This is a genomic window from Streptomyces sp. NPDC048185 (assembly GCF_043202495.1).
In the GTDB taxonomy this organism is placed as follows: Bacteria; Actinomycetota; Actinomycetes; order Streptomycetales; family Streptomycetaceae; genus Streptomyces.
This window is the reverse complement of the sequence record NZ_JBIDAN010000004.1, coordinates 197,491-217,681: the sequence shown is the minus strand read 5'-3', so window position 1 is coordinate 217,681 and position 20,191 is coordinate 197,491. Positions and strand designations below refer to the sequence as shown.

17 protein-coding genes are annotated in these 20,191 nt (G+C 72.5%); 12 read left to right on the top strand and 5 right to left on the bottom strand.

Annotated elements, in window-relative coordinates:
- The first annotated feature begins 18 nt into the window (after positions 1-18).
- From ACGF3H_RS14580 to ACGF3H_RS14565, 4 genes are read left to right on the top strand one after another with little or no spacing between them, the layout of a single operon-like run.
- Positions 19-714 (top strand): energy-coupling factor ABC transporter permease, encoded by a 696-nt coding sequence (locus tag ACGF3H_RS14580; RefSeq protein WP_362499537.1) that lies wholly within the window; start codon positions 19-21, stop codon positions 712-714.
- Positions 711-1,058: an energy-coupling factor ABC transporter substrate-binding protein gene (locus ACGF3H_RS14575; protein ID WP_362499539.1), complete on the top strand. Its 348-nt coding sequence runs from the start codon at positions 711-713 to the stop codon at positions 1,056-1,058. Before ACGF3H_RS14580 ends, ACGF3H_RS14575 begins: the two co-directional genes overlap by 4 nt.
- Positions 1,059-1,808 carry a cobalt ECF transporter T component CbiQ gene (gene cbiQ, locus ACGF3H_RS14570; RefSeq protein WP_362499541.1) on the top strand — a complete coding sequence of 250 codons (750 nt, stop codon included), beginning with the start codon at positions 1,059-1,061 and terminating at the stop codon, positions 1,806-1,808.
- Positions 1,805-2,644: an ATP-binding cassette domain-containing protein gene (locus ACGF3H_RS14565; protein ID WP_362499543.1), complete on the top strand. Its 840-nt coding sequence runs from the start codon at positions 1,805-1,807 to the stop codon at positions 2,642-2,644. Before cbiQ ends, ACGF3H_RS14565 begins: the two co-directional genes overlap by 4 nt.
- A 15-nt stretch (positions 2,645-2,659) precedes the next feature.
- On the opposite strand, the gene ACGF3H_RS14560 is transcribed toward ACGF3H_RS14565, so the two are convergent.
- From ACGF3H_RS14560 to ACGF3H_RS14550, 3 genes are all read right to left on the bottom strand, one after another.
- Positions 2,660-4,276 (bottom strand): MFS transporter, encoded by a 1,617-nt coding sequence (locus ACGF3H_RS14560; protein ID WP_362499545.1) that lies wholly within the window; start codon positions 4,274-4,276, stop codon positions 2,660-2,662.
- A 394-nt stretch (positions 4,277-4,670) separates the two neighbouring features.
- A complete protein-coding gene (locus tag ACGF3H_RS14555) occupies positions 4,671-5,327 on the bottom strand; it encodes a TetR/AcrR family transcriptional regulator (protein WP_362499547.1) in 657 nt (218 codons plus the stop codon).
- Positions 5,328-5,529: 202 nt separating this feature from the next.
- Entirely contained in the window at positions 5,530-5,991 is a 462-nt protein-coding gene (locus ACGF3H_RS14550) for a VOC family protein (protein WP_362499549.1), read from the bottom strand.
- A 278-nt stretch (positions 5,992-6,269) separates the two neighbouring features.
- Here ACGF3H_RS14550 and ACGF3H_RS14545 point away from each other — a divergent pair, with 278 nt between their 5' ends.
- Positions 6,270-8,675, top strand: coding sequence for a beta-N-acetylglucosaminidase domain-containing protein (locus tag ACGF3H_RS14545; protein WP_362499551.1), 2,406 nt, complete (start codon positions 6,270-6,272; stop codon positions 8,673-8,675).
- Positions 8,624-9,016, top strand: coding sequence for an IclR family transcriptional regulator C-terminal domain-containing protein (locus ACGF3H_RS14540; RefSeq protein ID WP_393816494.1), 393 nt, complete (start codon positions 8,624-8,626; stop codon positions 9,014-9,016). Before ACGF3H_RS14545 ends, ACGF3H_RS14540 begins: the two co-directional genes overlap by 52 nt.
- Before the next feature lie 75 nt (positions 9,017-9,091).
- On the opposite strand, the gene sigJ is transcribed toward ACGF3H_RS14540, so the two are convergent.
- Positions 9,092-10,030: an RNA polymerase sigma factor SigJ gene (gene sigJ / locus ACGF3H_RS14535; protein WP_362499553.1), complete on the bottom strand. Its 939-nt coding sequence runs from the start codon at positions 10,028-10,030 to the stop codon at positions 9,092-9,094.
- 223 nt (positions 10,031-10,253) lie between these two features.
- Here sigJ and ACGF3H_RS14530 point away from each other — a divergent pair, with 223 nt between their 5' ends.
- A complete protein-coding gene (locus tag ACGF3H_RS14530; protein ID WP_362490914.1) occupies positions 10,254-10,682 on the top strand; it encodes a nuclear transport factor 2 family protein in 429 nt (142 codons plus the stop codon).
- An 80-nt stretch (positions 10,683-10,762) separates the two neighbouring features.
- Here ACGF3H_RS14530 and ACGF3H_RS14525 read toward each other — a convergent pair whose 3' ends face one another.
- Complete coding sequence (locus ACGF3H_RS14525; RefSeq protein WP_362490912.1) at positions 10,763-11,821, bottom strand: vWA domain-containing protein; 1,059 nt, start codon at positions 11,819-11,821, stop codon at positions 10,763-10,765.
- A 728-nt stretch (positions 11,822-12,549) separates the two neighbouring features.
- On the opposite strand from ACGF3H_RS14525, the gene ACGF3H_RS14520 reads away from it, so the two are divergent.
- The 5 genes from ACGF3H_RS14520 (at position 12,550) to ACGF3H_RS14500 (ending at position 20,038) form a co-directional block, all read left to right on the top strand.
- Positions 12,550-14,025 carry an FAD binding domain-containing protein gene (locus ACGF3H_RS14520; RefSeq protein WP_362490911.1) on the top strand — a complete coding sequence of 492 codons (1,476 nt, stop codon included), beginning with the start codon at positions 12,550-12,552 and terminating at the stop codon, positions 14,023-14,025.
- A complete protein-coding gene (gene xdhB, locus ACGF3H_RS14515; RefSeq protein WP_362490909.1) occupies positions 14,022-16,418 on the top strand; it encodes a xanthine dehydrogenase molybdopterin binding subunit in 2,397 nt (798 codons plus the stop codon). Before ACGF3H_RS14520 ends, xdhB begins: the two co-directional genes overlap by 4 nt.
- A 1-nt stretch (position 16,419) precedes the next feature.
- Positions 16,420-17,229, top strand: coding sequence for a xanthine dehydrogenase accessory protein XdhC (gene xdhC / locus ACGF3H_RS14510; protein ID WP_362490933.1), 810 nt, complete (start codon positions 16,420-16,422; stop codon positions 17,227-17,229).
- A gap of 269 nt (positions 17,230-17,498) precedes the next feature.
- Positions 17,499-18,008, top strand: coding sequence for a nucleoside deaminase (locus tag ACGF3H_RS14505; RefSeq protein WP_362490906.1), 510 nt, complete (start codon positions 17,499-17,501; stop codon positions 18,006-18,008).
- Positions 18,009-18,301: 293 nt separating this feature from the next.
- Positions 18,302-20,038, top strand: coding sequence for a subtype B tannase (locus tag ACGF3H_RS14500; protein WP_362490903.1), 1,737 nt, complete (start codon positions 18,302-18,304; stop codon positions 20,036-20,038).
- Positions 20,039-20,191: the final 153 nt, after the last annotated feature.

The window sequence follows — 20,191 nt, the reverse complement described above, 5'->3', positions numbered from 1 at the left end:
GAGAGGGTCTGCTGAGCCATGCACATAGCCGAGGGCTTTCTGCCTCCGGCGCACGCGATCGCCTGGGGCGTCGCGTCCGCGCCGTTCGTCCTCCACGGAGTACGGTCACTCACCCGTGAGGTCCGGGAGCATCCCGAGAGCACGCTGCTGCTCGGGGCCTCCGGAGCCTTCACGTTCGTACTGTCGGCCCTGAAACTGCCCTCCGTCACCGGGAGTTGCTCGCACCCCACCGGGACCGGTCTGGGCGCCATCCTGTTCCGGCCGCCCATCATGGCGGTGCTGGGCACGATCACCCTGCTCTTCCAGGCCCTGCTGCTCGCCCACGGCGGTCTGACCACACTCGGCGCCAACGCCTTCTCGATGGCGATCGCCGGCCCGTGGGCCGGATACGGCACCTACCGCCTGCTGCGCCGGTACGGGGCACCGCTGATGGTCACGGTGTTCTTCGCGGCGTTCGTCGCCGACCTGTCCACCTACTGCGTCACCAGCGTGCAGCTCGCGCTGGCCTTCCCCGACCCGAGCAGCGGATTCCTGGGCGCGCTCGGCAAGTTCGGGTCCATCTTCGCCGTCACGCAGATCCCGCTCGCGGTGAGCGAGGGCCTGCTCACGGTGGTCGTGATGCGGCTGCTGGTGCAGTCCAGCAAGGGCGAGCTGACCCGGCTGGGCGTGCTGTCCGCGGACGCCGGCGAGCGCGAGGAGGCGGTGGCCCGATGAAGCGCAACACGAAGATCAACCTCCTGCTGCTGCTCGCCGTGGCCGTGCTGGCGGTGCTGCCGCTGGCGCTCGGCCTCGGCGACCACAAGGAGGAGCCGTTCGCCGGTGCCGACGCCGAGGCGGAGACGGCGATCACGGAGATCGAGCCGGACTACGAGCCGTGGTTCTCGCCGCTGTACGAGCCGCCGTCCGGCGAGATCGAGTCCGCGCTGTTCGCCGTGCAGGCGGCGCTCGGCGCGGGGGTGCTGGCCTACTACTTCGGTCTGCGCCGGGGACGGCGGCAGGGCGAGGAGCGGGCGGCCCGGGCCGCCCGGCAGGACGCGCACGCGCCCGAAGGGGACTGAGTGCTGCCGATCGACGCGGCGGCGCACAGCAGCCGGTGGCGTCACCGCCACCCGGTGGACAAGGCGGTGCTCGGGCTGGGTCTGACCGTGCTGGCCATCTCCCTGCCGCCCTGGCCGGGCGCGGCGCTGGTGCTGGTCGCGGCGCTGGCCGTGCTGCTCGGTCCGGCGGGTGTGCCCGGGCGTCGGCTGTGGCGGGCCTACCGGGTGCCGCTGGGGTTCTGCGTCACCGGCGCGCTGCCGCTGCTGGTGCGGGTCGGGGGCCCGGACGGCTTCGTGGGCGCGGCGGACGGCGGTGCGGCGCGCGCCGGGGAGCTGCTGCTGCGCACGTCGGCGGCGTCCCTCGGGGTGCTGCTGTTCGCGTTCACCACGCCGATGTCCGACCTGCTGCCCCGTCTGGTGCGGGCCGGGGTGCCCGCCCCGGTGGTGGACGTGGCGCTGGTGACGTACCGGATGAGCTTCCTGCTGCTGGACTCCGTGCGCCGGATCCGCGAGGCGCAGGCCGCGCGGCTGGGGCACACCACCCGGGCCGCCGCCTGGCGTTCGCTCGGCGGGCTCGGCGCCACGGCGTTCGTGCGGGCCTTCGACCGGGCGACGCGGCTGCAGGCCGGGCTGGCGGGGCGCGGTTACGACGGGACGCTGCGTGTCCTGGTGCCCGAGGCCCGGGTCTCCGTGCCCTTCACGGCGGCGAGCGTCGCGCTGCTGGCGGCGCTGGCCGCCCTCACCTTCGTACTGGAAAGGCCGTTGTCGTGAACGAGCCCGCCGAACCCGCCCTGGTCGCCCTGCGGGGCGCGTCCTTCGGGTACGAGGAGGGGCCGGTGGTGCTGAGCGGCCTGGACTTCGAGGTGCGCGCGGGGCGCGCGCTGGCGCTGCTGGGGCGCAACGGCAGCGGCAAGACGACGCTGATGCGGCTGCTCAGCGGCGGCCTGCGGCCGCAGGCCGGGCAGTTGACGGTCGACGGGCGGCCGGTGACGTACGACCGGGCGGGGCTGACGCGGCTGCGGACCACCGTGCAGCTGGTGGTGCAGGACCCGGACGACCAGCTGTTCGCCGCGTCCGTCGCCCAGGACGTGTCCTTCGGGCCGCTGAACCTCGGGCTGCCGGACGCGGAGGTCCGCTCCCGGGTCGAGGAGGCGCTCGCCGCGCTGGACATCGCCGCGCTGGCCGACCGGCCCACGCATCTGCTGTCGTACGGGCAGCGCAAGCGGACCGCGATCGCCGGCGCGGTCGCGATGCGGCCCCGGGTGCTGATCCTCGACGAGCCGACCGCCGGGCTGGACCCGGACGGGCAGGAGCGGCTGCTCGACACCCTCGGCCGGCTGCGGGCGGGCGGCACCACGGTGGTGATGGCCACGCACGACGTGGACCTCGCCCTGCGCTGGTCCGACGACGCCGCCCTGCAGACCCCGTCCGGGGTGCACACCGGCCCCACGGCGCCGACGCTGGCCCGCGCCGACCTGCTGGGTCTCGCGGGGCTACGGCTGCCGTGGGGCGTGGCGGCGGCTCGGCTGCTGTGCGCCCGGGGGCTGCTGACGGACCCGGCCGAGGGTCCGCGCACGGCGGAGGACCTGGCGGCGCTGGCCGACTGACCGGTCCGGTGCCGCTCAGCTCGCGGAGTCGCTGTACTCCGCGTCCCGTGCGGAAGCCGGCCGCTCCTCGGGCCGGCGTTCCGCGGCGGCACGGCGGCCGGGCAGGACGGCGAGGACGATCGCGGTGCCGGCGGCCATGATGATCCCGCCGATGAGACTCGTCGTGGCGACGCCGTGGGCGAAGGCCTCGTGGACCGCGTCGGTCAGGGCCTGGGCCTGCTGCGGCCCGCCCGAGGGCGACTTGGCGACCTGTCCGGCGACGGCCAGTCCCGCGCCGACGGAGTCCTGGGCGGTGTCCAGCGCGGCCGCCGGGAGCCGGTTGCCGGCCAGGTCGGCCAGTTCGTCGCGGTAGGCGGTGCCGAGCAGGGAGCCGAGGATCGCGATGCCGAGGGAGCCGCCGAGCTCCAGCGCGGTGTCGTTGGCGCCGCCGCCGACGCCGAGTTCGCTCTCCGGGAAGGAGCCCATGATGGTGTCGGTGGCCGGGGAGACGCTGAGGCCGATCGCGAGACCGAGCAGCAGCATCGGGGCCAGGAAGCCGGAGTACGTCGAGTCCTTGTCGACGAGGACGAGCAGGAAGACGCCGACGGTGCCGATCACCATGCCGGACCCGATCATGGCCTTGACGCCCAGCTTCGGGGTCAGGCGCCCGGTGACCGCGGCGCCGACGAACACGGCCCCGGCCAGCGGCAGCAGCCGTACGCCGGTCTCCAGGGCGCCGTAGCCGAGGACGAACTGCAGGAACTGCGTGGCGTAGTAGATGGCGCCGTAGGTGCCGAAGAAGAAGAACAGCACGGCCAGCATCGAGCCGCTGAACGGCCGCTGGAGGAACCTGCGCACGTCCAGCATGGGCTGCGGGTGGCGGAGCTCCCAGGCCACGAAGGCCACCAGGCCGACGCCCGCGACGACGGCCGCGGTGACGGGGCCCGCGCCCCAGCCGAAGTGCGGGCCCTCGATGGCCGCGTAGACCAGGCTGCCGACGGAGACGATGGAGAGCAGGCCGCCCACGTAGTCGATGCGGCCCATGCCGGCCGCGCGGGACGGCGGCACGAGAAGCAACGCGCCGAGGACTGCGAGGACCGCGACGGGGACGTTGACCAGGAACGTCGAACCCCAGGCGTGGTCGCCCAGCAGCCAGCCGGCGACCAGCGGGCCGACGGCTATGGCGAGTCCGGACGTGGCGGTCCAGGCCGTGATGGCACGGGCCCGCTCACCCCTCGGGAAGATCGCGACGAGCAGGGACAGGGTGGCCGGCATGACGACGGCGGCACCGACGCCCATGACCGCCCTGGCGGCGATGACCAGACCGGTCTCGTCGACCAGGCTGCCCATGACCGAACCGCCCGCGAAGATCACCAGGCCGGTGACGAGGGCGCCGCGGCGGCTGTACTTGTCGCCGATCGCGCCCAGCACCAGCATCAGCGCGGCGTAGGGGACGGTGTAACCGTCGATGACCCACTGCAGGTCGCTGCTGCTCAGGCCCAGGTCGGCGGTCATGGCCGGGGCGGCCACGATCAGCGACGTGTTGGCCATGACGACGATCAGCAGGCTGAGGCACAGCACGATCAGGGCCCACCAGCGCCGTGGATACGGCCCGGTCATCTTCTCGACGGGTGTGGTGGCCAGTAGGGGCATGGGGGCTCCCGGGTACGAGGGCGGAGTTAATTGCCCATCGGTGTGCAGACTAGTCTCAGGTTAGTTTCTTGCCCACCGATGTGCAAAACACCTTGGGGGTACCCGCCGACGACCACCACACGCACCCGGAGGCCGGGCCGGGAACGCCCGCCGGGGGGAGCGGACAGTCAGACCGCGACGGCATGCTGCGTGTACCGGGGCGAGCGCGGGTGCTTGAAGGAGCCGGGCCGGCAAACCTCCGCGCGGGGCCGGCGAGCGCCGGGCGCGCCCGGAAGGGCCGGGCCGGGAACGCCCGTACGGGGCGAGGCTCGTGCGGGCGTGCGCCCGGGAAGGCCGGGCCGGAAAACGCCCCTGCGGGGGGCGAGTCGTCAGGCCGCGCCTGAGGGGTGAGGGCTCAGTCGCCCGTCGGCGGATGCGCGGGGAGCGTCGGGGCCACCGACTCGACGACGGTGCGGGCCCGGTCCTGCGGGACACCCGCCGCGACGAGGGCGGCGACGGCGGCCCGCGTGCCGTCGTCCTCCAGCGCGCCGGTGTTGACCTGCTCCAGCAGGGCGACCGTCATCGCCTCCAGCCCGGCGCTCAGCACGGCGGGCGGCAGGTGGGCGGGGAAGGTGCCGTCGCGCTGGCCGCGCTCCAGGATGGCGGTGACCTCGGCGCGGGCCGGCGTGAGGATCTCGGCCACGCGCTCCGCGCCCAGATCGTGCCGGGCCAGCGCCAGCAGCATCCGGTAGCGGTCGCCGACGGGCCACATCAGCAGCAGGAAGTACGCGAGCGCGCGCTCGGCCGGTTCGGCCGGGCCGGACCCCTCCGCGGCCGACTCCATCGTGCTCCTCAGCACCTCGGAGGCCTCTTCGGCGAGGGCCTCCAGCAGCGCCGCGCGTCCCGGGAAGTGACCGAAGAGGGTGCGCCGTACGACCCCGGCGGCCCGCGCCAGTTCCTCCAGCGTGGTGTCCGGGTTCCGCCCGAGCTCCCGGCGGGCCGTGGCCAGGATGCGCGCCCGGTTGGAGCGCGCGTTGCGTCGCTGCGGCTCGCGGGCCACGGGCTTGGACACGGAAGGACCTCGGTGGATCGGCGTACGGCGGGGCGGAGGAGCGTCCATTCTGGCACGGAGGGCTCCCCCGGCCCGGTCACCGTCCCCCGGCCCGGTCACCGTCCCCCGGCCCGGTCACCGTCCCCCGGCCCGGTCACCGTCCCCCCGTTCGAGGGCGCCGGCCGCCGGACCGGGTGATGCCGCCTGCCGCGGCCGGCCCGCGTCAGTCCAGGCAGAACTCATTGCCCTCGGGGTCGGCCATCACGATGAAGCCGGTGCTCATGGGGGGCTCGGGCTCGAACCGGCGGACCCGTTCCGCGCCCAGCGCGACGAGCCGTTCGCACTCGGCCTCCAGCGCCGCCATCCGCTCCTCCCCCTGGAGCCCGGGCGCCGCCCGGACGTCGAGGTGGACCCGGTTCTTGGCGGTCTTGCCCTCCGGGACCCGCTGGAAGAACAGCCGCGGGCCGTTCCCGTCCGGGTCCTCCAGGGCCGATCTGGTGTTGCGCTGCTCCTCCGGCACGCCGATCCGCGCGAGGAAGTCGTCCCACGCGGCGAGCGGGTCGGCGCCCTCGGGCACGTCGACTCCGGGCGGGCCGGGGTGGACGTAGCCCAGGACGTCGCGCCAGAAGCCCGACAGTGCCCGGGGGTCGTGGGCGTCGAAGGTGACCTGGAACTGACGGCTCATCGCGTTGCTCCGTTCGCAGTGGGGCTCCGGTCCCGTCCGACCGGTCCGTCGAGCCCACCCTGACATCCGACGCGGTCGGATCCTGTCCGCCATTCCCGTGACGGGCAGGCGCCGGAACGTCCCCTCGCCCACGGAGCCACGGCAGGCGAGCGTTGGCCAGAGTAAAGGTGATCGACGAAGAGGTCTAGACCCCATACGTCTTACGTTGCTCCCGTGCGTCCCGCCATCATCATGGGAACAAGGCCCAGTTGATGGTCCAGACCATGCTTGGAGAACTCATGGGAAGACGCGCGAACGCCATCGCGACGATCGGCACGATCTTCGCGCTCGCAAGCGCCATGACGCTCGAGGCGTTGCCGGTCGCCGCCGCCGGCGCGGCGTCCGTGTCCCCGTCGGCGTCCACGGTGCCGCCCGTCTCGCCGACCCCGCAGTCCCTCGCCCGCGCGGGTCGTGACGCCGTCGTGACCGGCCGGGTGCTCGTCGTCGCCGACGGGGACACGGACGCCGCCGCCCGCGTCCGCCTCGTCGAGGAACTGAAGGCACACGGCGCCGACCGGGTGGACGTCGTCGCCCCGGGGAAGCTCCCCGCGGCCGCCGCCGGCCTGCTCACCCTGCGGCTCGGCCCGGCCGCACGGCCCGACATCGCGGCCGCGCTGGGGGACACGGCCGTACCGGACCGCGCCGAGGGCTACGCGCTGCACGTCTCGGGGGCCAGACCGGGCGCGCGGGTCACCCTGGCCGGCAAGGACGCGGCCGGTCAGTTCTACGCCGTGCAGACGCTCCGGCAGCTCTTCGTCCGCGCGGGCGACGGCTGGGCGGTGGCGGGCGTGCGGGTGAGCGACTTCCCGTCGATGCCGCTGCGGGGCACCATCGAGGGCTTCTACGGACAGCCGTGGACCCACGCCGAGCGCCTCGACCAGATGGACTTCTACGGGGACGTCAAGGCCAACACCTACATCTACGCGCCCAAGGACGACCCCTACCACCGGGGCAAGTGGCGCGAGCCCTACCCGGCCGACAAGCTGGCGGAACTGGGCGAGCTGGTGCACCGGGCCACGGCCAACCACGTGCGCTTCACCTTCGCCGTCTCGCCCGGGGAGTCGATCTGCTACTCGGACCCGGCCGACCGCACGGCCCTCAAGGCCAAGCTGCAGGCGCTGTACGACCTGGGGACCCGCGCCTTCTCCATCCCGCTCGACGACATCAGCTACACCCGCTGGAACTGCGAGGGCGACCGGGCGGCGTTCGGCGCACCCGGCCGCGAGGCCGCCGCGCGGGCGCAGGTCGACCTGCTCAACGACGTGCAGCGCACCTTCGTCGCGACCCACGAGGGCACGCGGTCGCTCCAGATGGTGCCCACCGAGTACGGCGACCTCACCGACACCGCCTACAAGCAGACCGTGCGGGCCACCCTGGACCCGGCGGTCGTGGTGATGTGGACCGGCACGGACGTCGTACCGCCGAAGATCACCAACGACGAGGCCGACCAGGTGTCGAAGCTCTTCGGCCGCAAGGTCTTCGTGTGGGACAACTATCCGGTCAACGACTTCGGCAACACCAGCGGCCGGCTGCTGCTCGCGCCGTACGACAAGCGTGAGGCCGGGCTGTCCTCACACCTGTCCGGCATCGTGGCCAACCCGATGAACCAGCCGTACGCCAGCAAGGTCGCCGTCTTCGGCACCGCCGACTTCACCTGGAACGACCGTGCCTACGACGCACGGACGAGCTGGCCGCGCGCCATGGCCCACCTCGCGGGCGGCGACCGCGAGGCCACTCGGGCACTGCTCGTCCTCGGCGACCTGGAACACCTGGCCCCGACCTTCGGTGCCACGCCCTGGCAGCCGCAGGCACCCGAACTCGCCCGGCGCGTCGAGGAGTTCTGGACCTCCTGGGACGCGGGAGACCGCGCCAGGGCCCTCACGGCCATGCGCGCCTACGCGACCGCCGTCGCCGAGGCCCCCGCCACCATCCGCGGCGGTGCGGTGGAGAAGGGGTTCACCGTCGACGCGGCCCCGTGGCTGGACGCCACCGAGCTGTGGGGCCGGGCGGCGGTCACGATGCTCGACGCCCTCGCGGCACGGCAGGCCGGGGACGAGGAGGCCTCCGGCCGGCTCCTCGCCGAGTCGAACGACCTGCAGCAGCGGGCCCGCGCCGTGCGGGTCGACCCGCCGCGCAACTCCTGGGGCAGCGTCCAGCCCAAGGTCGGCGACGGAGTGCTCGACGCGTTCCTCGTGCAGGCCGGCGTCCGGCTCCAGCTGTGGGACGTTGCGGGCGGCGGGGAGAACCTGGCCCTGAAGGGGACGGCGTCCGCGTCCAGCGTGGAGCAGGACCTCGACCGGCTGGCCCCGCGGTACGTCAACGACGGCCTGCTGGGCACCCGTTGGGCCTCCGGGTACGCGGACGACGCGTGGGTGCAGGTCGAGCTCGCCGCCCCGGCGAGGGTCGCGGCGGTGACCCTCGCGTGGGAGAGCGCCTGCGCGAAGCAGTACACCGTCCAGACCTCGCGGGACGGCGTGCACTGGACCACCGCGTCCGCCCAGCGCCCCGAGGGCTGCGGCAACGACGTCGTCCGGCTCCCCGCCGCGGAGGCGGTGCGGTACGTCCGCATGCAGGGCGTCGAGCGCAGGACCACCTGGGGCTACTCGCTCCACGAGATGGGTGTCTACGGGGCCCCCGCGACCTGACACCCGGCGCGTGCCCCGTCCTCCTCGCGCGACGGGGCACGCGCCGTGGCCGTGGTGACCGGTCCGCCGCCCGGCGCCTCGTCCCGCAGGCGGACCTGGCCCGGCTGCGCACGGAGCCAAGGCGCCTGCGGCGCAACGGGGTCGCCGTCGACAAGGAGCGCTCGGAACGCGGCCTCGTCGCCGTCGGCGTACGGGTGCGCGGCCCGGACGGCACCGCGCCGGCCGGGCTGTCGGTGTCGATGCGCGGCGTGCGCCACGACCCGCACCGCCTCCAGTCCCTGGTGGCCGCCCCGGACACCACGGCACGGGCGCTGGAGGAGGACCTGGGCGAGCAGCCCTGAGCCCCGGCCGCCACGACGGTACGGGCGTCACAGGACGGCACGGCCCCGCGCCTCGCGCCGAGGGCGAGCACGTCGTCACACGGTCCAGGGCCGGAGTTTCTCCGGGTTGAGGACGCCCCAGACGTGCCGGATGCGGTCGTCGGCGACGTCGAACGCGTACACCGCCACGGTGGTGCCGGCGTCCTGCGCGACCAGGCCCGGCCGCCCGTTGACGGTCCGTTCGACGAGCACGAGGCCGGACAGCCGGTCGGCGACCCGGACGAAGAAGTGCGCCACCTGCTCACCGCCCTCGATCGGGTGCGCGACGGCGGTGACGTGTCCTCCGCCGTCGCCGACCGCCGTCGCGGCGGGGTCGAGGAGGGCCACCAGGGCCCCGATGTCCTTGGCCTCCCAGGCCCGTCTGAAGTCCCTGACGACACGGGCGGCCCGGTCGGCGGGCATCGGACGGGACGGCGGCCGCGCGTCGCGGACCCGGCGACGGGCCGAGGAGGCCAGTTGGCGGCAGGCGGCCGGGCTCCGGCCCACCATCTCGGCCACCTCCGTGAAGGAGTAGCGGAAGACGTCGTGCAGGACGAATGCGACGCGTTCGGCGGGGGTCATGGACTCGAGGACGACCAGGAAGGCCATGTGGACCGACTCGTCCAGGGTGACGCGGTCGGCCGGGTCGCCGGTCTCGGCCCCCGGCGCCCCGTCGGGCCGCCCGGTGCGTTCCGGCAGCGGCTCGGGGACCCACTGCCCCACGTAGCGCTCGCGCCGGGCCCGTGCCGAGCCGAGCAGGCTGAGGCAGATCCGGGTGGCGACCGTCGTCAGCCAGCCGCCGACCGACTCGACCTCCTCCTGCCGCTGCCGGGACATGGCGTACCAGCGGACGTAGGTCTCCTGGACGACGTCCTCGGCCTCCGACAGGGAGCCGAGGAGCCGGTAGGCGAGGTTGGTCAGCCGGCGCCGTTCGCCGACGAGCGCGGCCAGGCTCGGATCGAGCGGGTCGTCTTCCGGTCCGGGCTGGACGGTCACGGTGTCCCTCGTTCTCTCGTGTCGCGGTCGCTTCCGACGGTCATGACGGAACGGCCCGGTGGAGTGTGAGGCGGCGTGCCGACCTCACACTCCACCGGGCCGTTCCGTCACAGGGCTGGACCGGCCGGCACGAGGCGCGCTCGTGCCGGCCGAACCGCCTGACCAGACCCCCGGCACCGCGGCCGGCGAACCGGCCGCGCGTGCACCTCTCGAGGAGAATGCGATGACACACGGATCCGACATCAGGGCGCTGCTGGAAGAGCGGGTCGAGGCCTGCCGGAGCAAGGACATCGACCGGCTCATGTCCCTCTACTCCGACGACATCGTCTACTACGACGTCGTCCCCCCGCTCCGGTTCACGGGGCGTGAGGAGGTCCGCAGCAACTTCCTGCGGTGGTTCGCCGGCTACGCGGGCCCGATCGGGCTGGAGACGCACGCGTCGGCCGTCGCGGGCGGTGAGGGGGACTTCGCCTTCGCCCACATGCTCCACCTGGACTCCGGCACTCGCCCGGACGGTGCCGAGACGAGCGTCTGGGTGCGTGCGAGCGTGGGCCTCAGGCGGTCGGAGGGCGGGTGGCTGATCACGCACGAGCACATCTCCGTGCCGGTCGATCCGGAGACCCTCCAGGCATGGTTCCCGCCGGGCGATTGAGCCGGTGAGCCGGCCGCTGCCGGCTCCCACTCCGGCTCCGGCTCCGGCTCCGGCTCCGGCTCCGGCTCCGGCTCCGGCTCTCAGAGCATGATGAGCAGGCGGGTCTTCGGCTTGAGCTTCCTGTTGACCGAGCGGCTCTGCACGTACACCTCCAGCTCGGGGTTGTTGCCCGCCTTCACGGAGACGGTTCCCTGGATGCCCGTGCCGAACAGGAGGCTGCGGGCCGCGTCACCCGTGTAGGCGCGGTCGGTGGCCTTCTCGACCACGATGACCTCCTTGTTGGGCTGGACCAGGGCGCGGGCGCCCAACTGGTAGTAGCAGGAGCCTCGTTCGTAGGTGACTCCCGGGTGCGAGTCGACGAACGGGCGGATCTCGATCTCCTTGTCGACCTTCAGGAGCCGGTACTTGTCGGCCGGCACCGGTTCGAGGGTCGCCCGCACGTCGTCGACGGATATGTCCTGGCCGACGGCGAACAGGTTCTTCGTGCCGCGCACGCCCTGCTCGCGGCCCCGCAGGAAGCTGGTGGCGGCGGCCCTCACGGTGCCGATCGCCTCCTCCACGCCCTTCTGGGAGTCCGCGTCCCAGATCGCGATGTTGCCGGCCGGGAAGCCGTAGTTCTGCGCGGTGCGCTTGGCCAGGGAGTTCGGGACGAGGATCGCGGACGTCCAGTGGCCCGGGAGTCCGCTCATCTTCGCCGTGATCCTGTCGAGCCAGGGGCCGAGGATGGTCATGTCGCCGTCGTGCCGCCGGTCGCCGCCGGACGCGTTCTCCTCGCCGTCCGTCACCACGATCTGGAGGAAGCTGTGCTCGCCGTACTCCTCCCAGATGTGCCCCAGGTCGTCCAGGGACTTGAGGGACGCCTCGATCAGGGCCGTGGCGCCGTTGTTGACCTTGTACAGGCCCCGCATGGACGGCAGGTGCTTCACGTCCATGTCCCAGACCAGGTTCTCCACCCTGTGGTCGAAGGAGTAGAGGCTGATGCGGGTCTCATGGCCGAGGCTGTCCGACTCGGCCTTGAGGCCGGCCACGAACTCGTCGACGACACGCACGAGTTGACTCTGGTGCTGGTGCATGGAACCCGAACAGTCCACGACCAGCGCGACGTGATTCACCTTGTGCTGGATCCTGTTGGCGGACATGGTTCTGCTCCTTCTGCGAGGCTCCCCGACTGATGCTCGAACACTAGGAGGAGGCACTGACATCGCCTCCTGACGTGGACTCGGCCGCCCGCCGGGCGCGCGCCCCGGCATCGAGGAAGACGCCCGCGGACGGGGGCGGGCGTGGTGCGCCCCCTGCCGGGGCGGCGGGGCTCTGCTGCGGGGAGGGAATTCGGCCCCGCGATTTCTTCAGCGGCCCATCGCATCTGCGATGGAATGCGGCCGGCACTCCTCGTAAATGCGAGGCGGAGTTTCCGCGACGCGGCCGGCGTGTTGCCGCCGGAAGATCCCGCACCGCGGTCCCGCGGCCGTGTGCTCACGCCGGGCGCCGGGGCGGCGGCGGAAGCCGGGCGGCGGCCGAGCCTTGACCGACGGCACCGCGGCACCGTATTTTCGACCGGACCGACTCGTGAGCTGCCGGAAGGAGGCGAAGTCGGATGTCGATCATCTCCGACCTGCATCGCCTCGCGCAGCGGACCGTCTGGGTCCCGGGTCGCGTCGCACACGGCTGCTGACCAGCCTCTTCTTCCCGGCGTGCCGGATTCACGGCCCCGGTGTCTTCTGCTCTCTTCACCCGCCCGCGGCACGCCCCCGCGCGCCGATTTCCCGGTCGGGATTCTCACGCTTCAGCAGCGCCACCGAAAGAGAAAGTCCCTAGAAATGGCGACGAGCATCATCTGTACGACCGCGCTCCGAAATGAGGATGTGCCATGGTAGAGGCACGGATCACGGTCAACGGGAAGAGCACACCGATTTCCCCGGCCGCACCCCAGACGACGGTTCTCGATTTCCTGCGCGACCGTGGCCTCACCGGGACCAAGGAAGGCTGCGCCGAGGGCGAATGCGGTGCGTGCTCGGTCCTGGTGGCGCGCCCGGGGGTGAACAAGCCGACCGACTGGGTGGCGGTCAACGCCTGCCTGGTTCCGGTCGCCTCCCTCGACGGCCAGGAGATCGTCACCTCCGAGGGGCTCGCCACCGCCGGTGAACCCGGTACGCCGCCCGCCCTGCACCCGGTGCAGGAGGAGATGGCGGTCCGGGGCGGCTCGCAGTGCGGTTACTGCACGCCGGGGTTCGTGTGCAGCATGGCCGCCGAGTACTACCGGCCCGACCGCTGCGCGCACGCGGACACGGACGCCGGCGCGGCGGACGGACACGACAGCGAGCACGGACCGAACGGTTTCGACCTGCACTCGCTGAGCGGGAACCTGTGCCGCTGCACCGGCTACCGTCCGATCCGCGATGCCGCGTTCGCCGTCGGCGCGCCCACCGAGGACGACCCGCTGGCGCGGCGCCGCGAGCAGTCCCCGCCCGCGCCGGTCGCCACCGAGTACACCCGGGACGGCAGCGCGTTCGTCCGGCCGGGTTCCCTGGCCGAGGCGGTCCGGCTGCTGCGCGAGCGGCCCGACGCGGTGGTGGTCGCCGGCAGCACCGACTGGGGTGTCGAGGTGAACATCCGCTCCCGCCGGGCGGACTGCGTGGTCGCCGTCGAGCGGCTGCCCGAACTGCGGGAGCTGCGCGTCGAGTCCGACCACATCGAGATCGGGGCGGCACAGACGCTCACCGAGATCGAACGCCGCCTCGACGGCGACGTGCCGCTGCTGGCGGAGCTGTTCCCGCAGTTCGCGTCCCGGCTCATCCGCAACAGCGCGACCCTGGGCGGCAACCTGGGTACCGGCTCCCCCATCGGTGACAGCCCGCCGGTGCTGCTCGCGCTCGAGGCGTCGCTGGTGCTCGCCGACGCCGACGGCGAGCGCGTGGTCCCGCTCGCCGATTACTTCACCGGTTACCGGCAGAGCGTGCGCCGTCCCGGCGAGCTGATCCGCGCGGTGCGCATCCCGCTGCCGCTGTCGCCCGTCACGGCCTTCCACAAGATCGCCAAGCGGCGTTTCGACGACATCTCCAGCGTGGCGGTCGCGTTCGCGCTCGACATCCAGGACGGTGTCGTCCGCAAGGCGCGCATCGGCCTGGGCGGCGTCGCCGCCACCCCGATCCGCGCCCTCGCCACCGAGGCGGCCCTGGAGGGCAAGCCGTGGGTGACGGAGACCGTCGAGACCGCGGCGCAGGTGCTGCAGGCGCAGGGCACGCCGATGAACGACCACCGTGCCAGCGCCGACTACCGCGCGGCGATGCTCGGCCAGAGCCTGCTGAAGCTGTACGCACAGACCCGTGAGGCGGTGTCGTCATGAGCCATCTGTCCGAGCGTCCCGAGAAGCCCGTCGTCGGCGTCTCCATGCCGCACGAGAGCGCGACGTTGCACGTCACCGGCACCGCGCTGTACACCGACGACCTGGTCCAGCGCACCAAGGACGTGCTGCACGCCTACCCGGTCCAGGTCATGAAGGCCCACGGCCGGATCCTCTCGCTCGACACCGCGTCGGCGCTCGCCGTGCCCGGTGTGGTGCGCGTGCTGACCAAGGCCGACGTGCCCGGCGTCAACGACGCCGGCATGAAGCACGACGAGCCGCTGTTCCCCGACGAGGTCATGTTCCACGGGCACGCCGTGGCCTGGGTGCTCGGCGAGACCCTGGAGGCGGCCCGGCTCGGCGCGGCGGCCGTCGAGGTCGAGCTCGACGAACTGCCCTCCCTGGTCACCCTCCAGGACGCGATCGCGGCGGGCAGCTACCACGGCGCCCAGCCCGTGATGGAGGCCGGCGACATCGACGCCGGTTTCGCCGACTCGGCCCACGTGTTCACCGGCGAGTTCCAGTTCGCCGGCCAGGAGCACTTCTACCTGGAGACGCACGCGGCGCTGGCCCAGGTCGACGAGAACGGGCAGGTGTTCATCCAGAGCAGCACCCAGCACCCGTCGGAGACCCAGGAGATCGTCTCGCACGTGCTCGGCGTGCCCTCCCACGAGGTCACCGTGCAGTGCCTGCGCATGGGCGGCGGTTTCGGCGGCAAGGAGATGCAGCCGCACGGCTTCGCGGCCGTCGCCGCGCTCGGCGCCAAGCTCACGGGCCGGCCGGTCCGGTTCCGGCTCAACCGGACGCAGGACCTGACCATGTCCGGCAAGCGGCACGGCTTCCACGCCACGTGGAGGATCGGCTTCGACGCGGACGGCCGCATCCAGGCCCTCGACGCCACCCTGGTCGCCGACGGCGGCTGGAGCCTGGACCTGTCCGAGCCGGTGCTGGCCCGCGCGCTGTGCCACATCGACAACACCTACTGGATCCCCAACGCGCGCGTCGCCGGCCGCATCGCCCGGACCAACACGGTCTCCAACACCGCCTTCCGCGGCTTCGGCGGACCGCAGGGCATGCTGGTGATCGAGGACATCCTGGGCCGCTGCGCGCCGCTGCTCGGCCTGGACCCCATGGAGCTGCGGGAGCGCAACTTCTACCGGCCGGGCCAGGGCCAGACGACGCCGTACGGGCAGCCGGTCACGCAGCCCGAGCGGATCTCCACCGTCTGGCAGCAGGTCCAGGAGGACGCGGGCATCGCCGACCGCAAGCGCGAGATCGCCGCGTTCAACGCCGCGCACCCGCACACCAAGCGGGCCCTGGCGATCACCGGCATCAAGTTCGGCATCTCGTTCAACCTCACCGCCTTCAACCAGGGCGGCGCGCTGGTGCTGATCTACAAGGACGGCTCGGTCCTGATCAACCACGGCGGCACCGAGATGGGCCAGGGCCTGCACACCAAGATGCTGCAGGTGGCCGCGACCACGCTGGGCATCCCGCTGCACAAGGTGCGCCTCGCCCCGACGCGCACCGACAAGGTGCCCAACACCTCCGCCACCGCGGCCAGTTCCGGAGCGGACCTCAACGGCGGCGCGATCAAGAACGCCTGCGAGCAGCTGCGCGATCGACTGCTCCAGGTGGCCGCCTCCCGGCTCGGGGCGAACGCCTCGGACGTCCGCATCGTCGAGGGCGTCGCGCGCGCCCTGGGCAGCGACAAGGAGCTGGCCTGGGACGACCTGGTGCACACGGCGTACTTCCAGCGCGTGCAGCTGTCGGCGGCCGGTTACTACCGGACCGAAGGGCTGCACTGGGACGCGAAGACGTTCCGGGGCTCGCCGTTCAAGTACTTCGCCCACGGCGCCGCCGCGACCGAGGTCGAGGTGGACGGCTTCACCGGCGCGTACCGCATCCGGCGGGTGGACATCGTGCACGACGTCGGCGACAGCCTGTCCCCGATGATCGACATCGGCCAGGTCGAGGGCGGCTTCGTGCAGGGCGCGGGCTGGCTCACGCTGGAGGAACTGCGCTGGGACACCAGCGACGGCCCGAACCGCGGCAGGCTGCTGACCCAGGCGGCGAGCACGTACAAGCTGCCGAGCTTCTCGGAGATGCCCGAGGAGTTCAACGTCACGCTGCTGGAGAACGCCACCGAGGAGGGGGCGGTGTTCGGGTCCAAGGCGGTGGGTGAGCCTCCGCTGATGCTGGCGTTCTCGGTGCGCGAGGCACTGCGGCAGGCCGCGGCGGCGTTCGGGCCGGCCGGCATCAGCCTGGAACTCGCCTCCCCGGCGACCCCCGAGGCCGTGTACTGGGCGATCGACGCCGCCCGCAAGGGGGGCGCCCAGGCCGTCGGCGAGGCGCGCGGGATCCCCACCGGTGCCGACGCCCTGAGCAATGCCTGACATGACCTGGGTGGCCGCGGTCGCGCGGTTGCGAGCCCACCGGGAAGCCGGTGTGCTCGTGACCGTCGCGGCCGTGCGCGGTCACGCCCCCCGGAAGGCCGGCGCCAAACTCGTCGTGGGACCGTCCGAGACGTGGGGTTCCATCGGCGGCGGCAACATCGAGGCCGTCGCGATCGACCGGGCCCGCGAGCTGATCGGCAAGCACGACGCGGAGCCGGAGCTGATGGAGTTCAAGCTCAACGACAAGGTCACCAACCGGCACGGCGTCCAGTGCTGCGGCGGCGCCGTCACCGTCCTGCTCGAACCGCTGCCGGTGGTGCCGGCGGTGGCGGTGTTCGGCGTCGGTCACGTCGGGCTGGAGCTGGCCCGCGTCCTGGCCCGCCACCACCTCGACCTGCACCTGATCGACAGCCGCCCGGACATGCTCACCGACGAGCGGCTCGGTGTGCTGGCGGACGCGGTGGCGCAGATCCACGTGCACCACACGCCGCTGCTTCCCGAGGAGGTGCTCGAGGAGCTGGCGCCGGGCACCCACGTCCTGATCATGACGCACGACCACGCGGAGGACGCCGCGCTCGCCGACGCCGCCCTGCGCACCGCCGGTCTCGGCTCGATCGGCCTGATCGGCTCGGCCGCCAAGTGGACGCGGTTCCGGCACCGTCTGGCCACCGAGGGCGGCCACGACGCCGCCACCATCGACCGGATCAAGACCCCGATCGGGCTTGCCGAGATCACCGGCAAGGAGCCCGCCACGATCGCGGTGAGCGTCGCGGCGGACCTGCTCCGGACCTTCGAACAGGACGGCCGCTGAGGGGTGCCCGTGGCCGGCTCCGGCCGGCCCGGGCCGCGACTCAAGCAACAGGGACGACGACGGACCGGCCTTGTAGAACTCTACGAAGAGGCCGTCTCCGCCTGCGGGGTTTTCATGTTTTCCACCCCTAGCTGACGCACCCCGACCGGCTGTGTACTCCTCTCACAAGCCGCTCCTCGCATGCCGAACGATCCCGCAGCCCGAGAGATGCGGCGGCGTCCCGCATGGGGCGGGGCATCCGGGGATACCCCCACCGTTTCCGAGAAGGAGTGACCGTGACCGCGCACACCCACGAAGCGAGCATCCAGGACCTCAAGCGCGCCTGGATGGAAGAGGCGATCAGCCTGGCCACCAACAGCGTGCAGAACGGCGGCGGTCCGTTCGGCGCACTGGTCGCCAAGGAAGGCAAGGTCGTCGCGCTCGGGAACAACCAGGTCACCGCGACCCTGGACCCGACGGCGCACGCCGAGGTGAGCGCGCTGCGGGCCGCGTGCAAGGAACTCGGCACCTTCTCGCTCGAGGGCTGCGTGCTGGTCACCTCGTGCGAGCCGTGTCCGATGTGCCTGTCGTCCGCGCTGTGGGCCCGCGTCGACGGCATCGTGTACTCCGCCGACCGGCACGACGCCGCGGTGGCCGGCTTCGACGACCGCAAGTTCTACGACCTGTTCGACAAGAAGCCCCAGTCGAACTGGCCGACGCGGGTCGAGCACCTCGACCTGCCGAACCGCACGGCGCCGTTCGACGCGTGGCTGGCCAAGTCCGACCGCATCGACTACTGACCCGGCGTCGACGGCAGTCCTTCACCGCGCCGGGCGGCGGTGACCCCGCACATCACCGCCGCCGGCGCCGGCCCGATGCCGCGCCCCCTCACCTCGTCACCGAGAACCCCGGCACCATGCCTGCAAGATTGCTGTGCATATTGTTAACAATCTTGTAGCGTGCGTCACGCCTCTACCCGAGGCATCGGCGAAGCACTTGGTGCTCATCGAGGGGAGACCCCATGCAGCGGCATTCCGCGTCCACCGGACACGACGTTCCCACCCGGCCGACGGGCGCACCGGGAGGGCGTGCCGTGATCCGCAGGCACCTCGTGAGAGGCATCGCGCTCGCGGGTTCCCTCGCGCTCACGGCCGTGGCGGCGCCGGCCACCGTCGCGGCGGCCGCGTCGGGCACCGCCCCCGCCCACAGCCGCGGCCACGACACGGACCCTCAGGACTCCGCGCTGGCCTTCGACCCGGCCGCGTACACGACCATCACCGTCACGGTCGACGGCCGGCCGATGAACGTCCGCTGGTACAGGCAGATCTGCTACGTCGCCGACCCGGTCGCCGCGGCGGCCCGGCAGCCCGCGGGCCCCGGCGGCGGAACCACCACGATCCCGGACACGGCCTGCGGCTACCAGAGCATGAACGTGTTCGTCCCCGAGAGCGCCGTCGACGACCAGCGGGCTCCGGTCTACTTCGCGGTGAACAACGGCGGCTGGATGGCCAGTCACCTGCGGGCGAGTGTGACGGCCGGCACCTCCTACGACAGCTCCACGAGCAACGTCGGTGCCGCGCTGAAGGCGGGCTACGTCTTCGTGGACGTCGCCAACCGCAGCCGCGGTCTGGTCGGCGCCGACGGCTCCTCGCCCGGCAAGGCGCCCGCGGCGGCGGTCGACGCCAAGGCCGCCGTCCGCTACCTGCGCCTCAACGACGCCGCCATGCCCGGCAGCGCGGAGCGGATCGTCGTCAACGGGACCAGCGGCGGCGGCGCGCTGGCGTCGATCCTGGGCGCTTCCGGCAACAGCGCCGAGTACGCCCCGTACCTCGCCGCGGTCGGCGCCGCCGGCATCGACGCGAAGGGCCGCAGCACCCTGCGCGACGACGTCTTCGCCGTCAACGCCTACTGCCCGATCACCGACCTCGGCAACGCCGACGCGGCCTACGAGTGGCTGTACAACGTCCTGGCCACCCGGGACACGACCGGCCAGAATCCCTCGCGCGCGGACGCCGCGGCGATCGCGGCCCGATTCCCCGCGTACGAGCAGAGCCTCGGGCTGCGCAACCCCGACGGCTCCCGGCTCACCGCGGCCACCCTGCTCGACACCATCGAGAAGGAGGTCGTCCGCTCCGCGGAGACCTACCTGCAGGCGGATCCCTCTCACACGATCCCGCCGCTGGGCGGCACCTTCGAGATCACGTCCGGCGGCCCCGGCGGACCCACCACCACGTCGTACGTCAACGACTGGATAGACGTCGACGACGCCACCGGCAAGGTGCGGTCCCTCGACATGGCGAAGTACCTGGCCTTCGTCACCCGGCAGGCCCCGCTCAAGACGACCCCCGCCTTCGACGCCGTGGGCGTCCACGGCAACACCACCAGCGGCACCGAGACCAACCTGTTCGGCCCGCCCGCCCAGACGTACATGAACTACACCGAGTACAGCTGGAACCACAACGACGTCGCCGGCGACGGCAGCGGCATCGACGACACCGGGCTGACCTGGAAGCAGTACACCGCGAAGAAGAGCACCACCGTCGACGACCAGGTCCACCTGATCAACCCGATGGACTTCATCGGCACCGGCGCCGACACCGCTCCCAACTGGTACGTCCGCCACGGCACCCGTGACCGGGACACCGCGTTCACGGTCTCGGTCAACCTCGACCGGGCACTCGCCTCGGACCGGCAGGTCGAGAACCTGGACTACCGGCTCGCCTGGAACCAGCCGCACGCCGGCAACTACGACGTTCCCGAGGCCATGGCCTGGATCGCCCGGGCCGTCCGCAAGGCCGGCGACCCGCTGGCCGACCGTCGTTCCCGGTAGCCGAGACGCCGCCGGCAGCGTTCAGGAAACGTTAAGCAAAGGTTCTCACGGACCCATTGCGGAAGTTAAGCAACCCATTGACGGCCGTCGCCGCGGCAGCCACCTTTGTGGCGAACCGTATTCCGTTCGACCATGAGAGCTGGGATGCCCATG

Bases quoted from the DNA above. Each gene is read 5' to 3' on its own strand.
- ACGF3H_RS14580 (WP_362499537.1), top strand. From the start codon at position 19: ATGCACATAGCCGAGGGCTTTCTGCCTCCGGCGCACGCGATCGCCTGG.
- ACGF3H_RS14575 (WP_362499539.1), top strand. From the start codon at position 711: ATGAAGCGCAACACGAAGATCAACCTCCTGCTGCTGCTCGCCGTGGCC.
- ACGF3H_RS14560 (WP_362499545.1), bottom strand. From the start codon at position 4,276: ATGCCCCTACTGGCCACCACACCCGTCGAGAAGATGACCGGGCCGTAT.
- ACGF3H_RS14550 (WP_362499549.1), bottom strand. From the start codon at position 5,991: ATGAGCCGTCAGTTCCAGGTCACCTTCGACGCCCACGACCCCCGGGCA.
- ACGF3H_RS14545 (WP_362499551.1), top strand. From the start codon at position 6,270: ATGGGAAGACGCGCGAACGCCATCGCGACGATCGGCACGATCTTCGCG.
- ACGF3H_RS14530 (WP_362490914.1), top strand. From the start codon at position 10,254: ATGACACACGGATCCGACATCAGGGCGCTGCTGGAAGAGCGGGTCGAG.
- ACGF3H_RS14525 (WP_362490912.1), bottom strand. From the start codon at position 11,821: ATGTCCGCCAACAGGATCCAGCACAAGGTGAATCACGTCGCGCTGGTC.
- ACGF3H_RS14520 (WP_362490911.1), top strand. From the start codon at position 12,550: ATGGTAGAGGCACGGATCACGGTCAACGGGAAGAGCACACCGATTTCC.
- xdhB (WP_362490909.1), top strand. From the start codon at position 14,022: ATGAGCCATCTGTCCGAGCGTCCCGAGAAGCCCGTCGTCGGCGTCTCC.
- xdhC (WP_362490933.1), top strand. From the start codon at position 16,420: ATGACCTGGGTGGCCGCGGTCGCGCGGTTGCGAGCCCACCGGGAAGCC.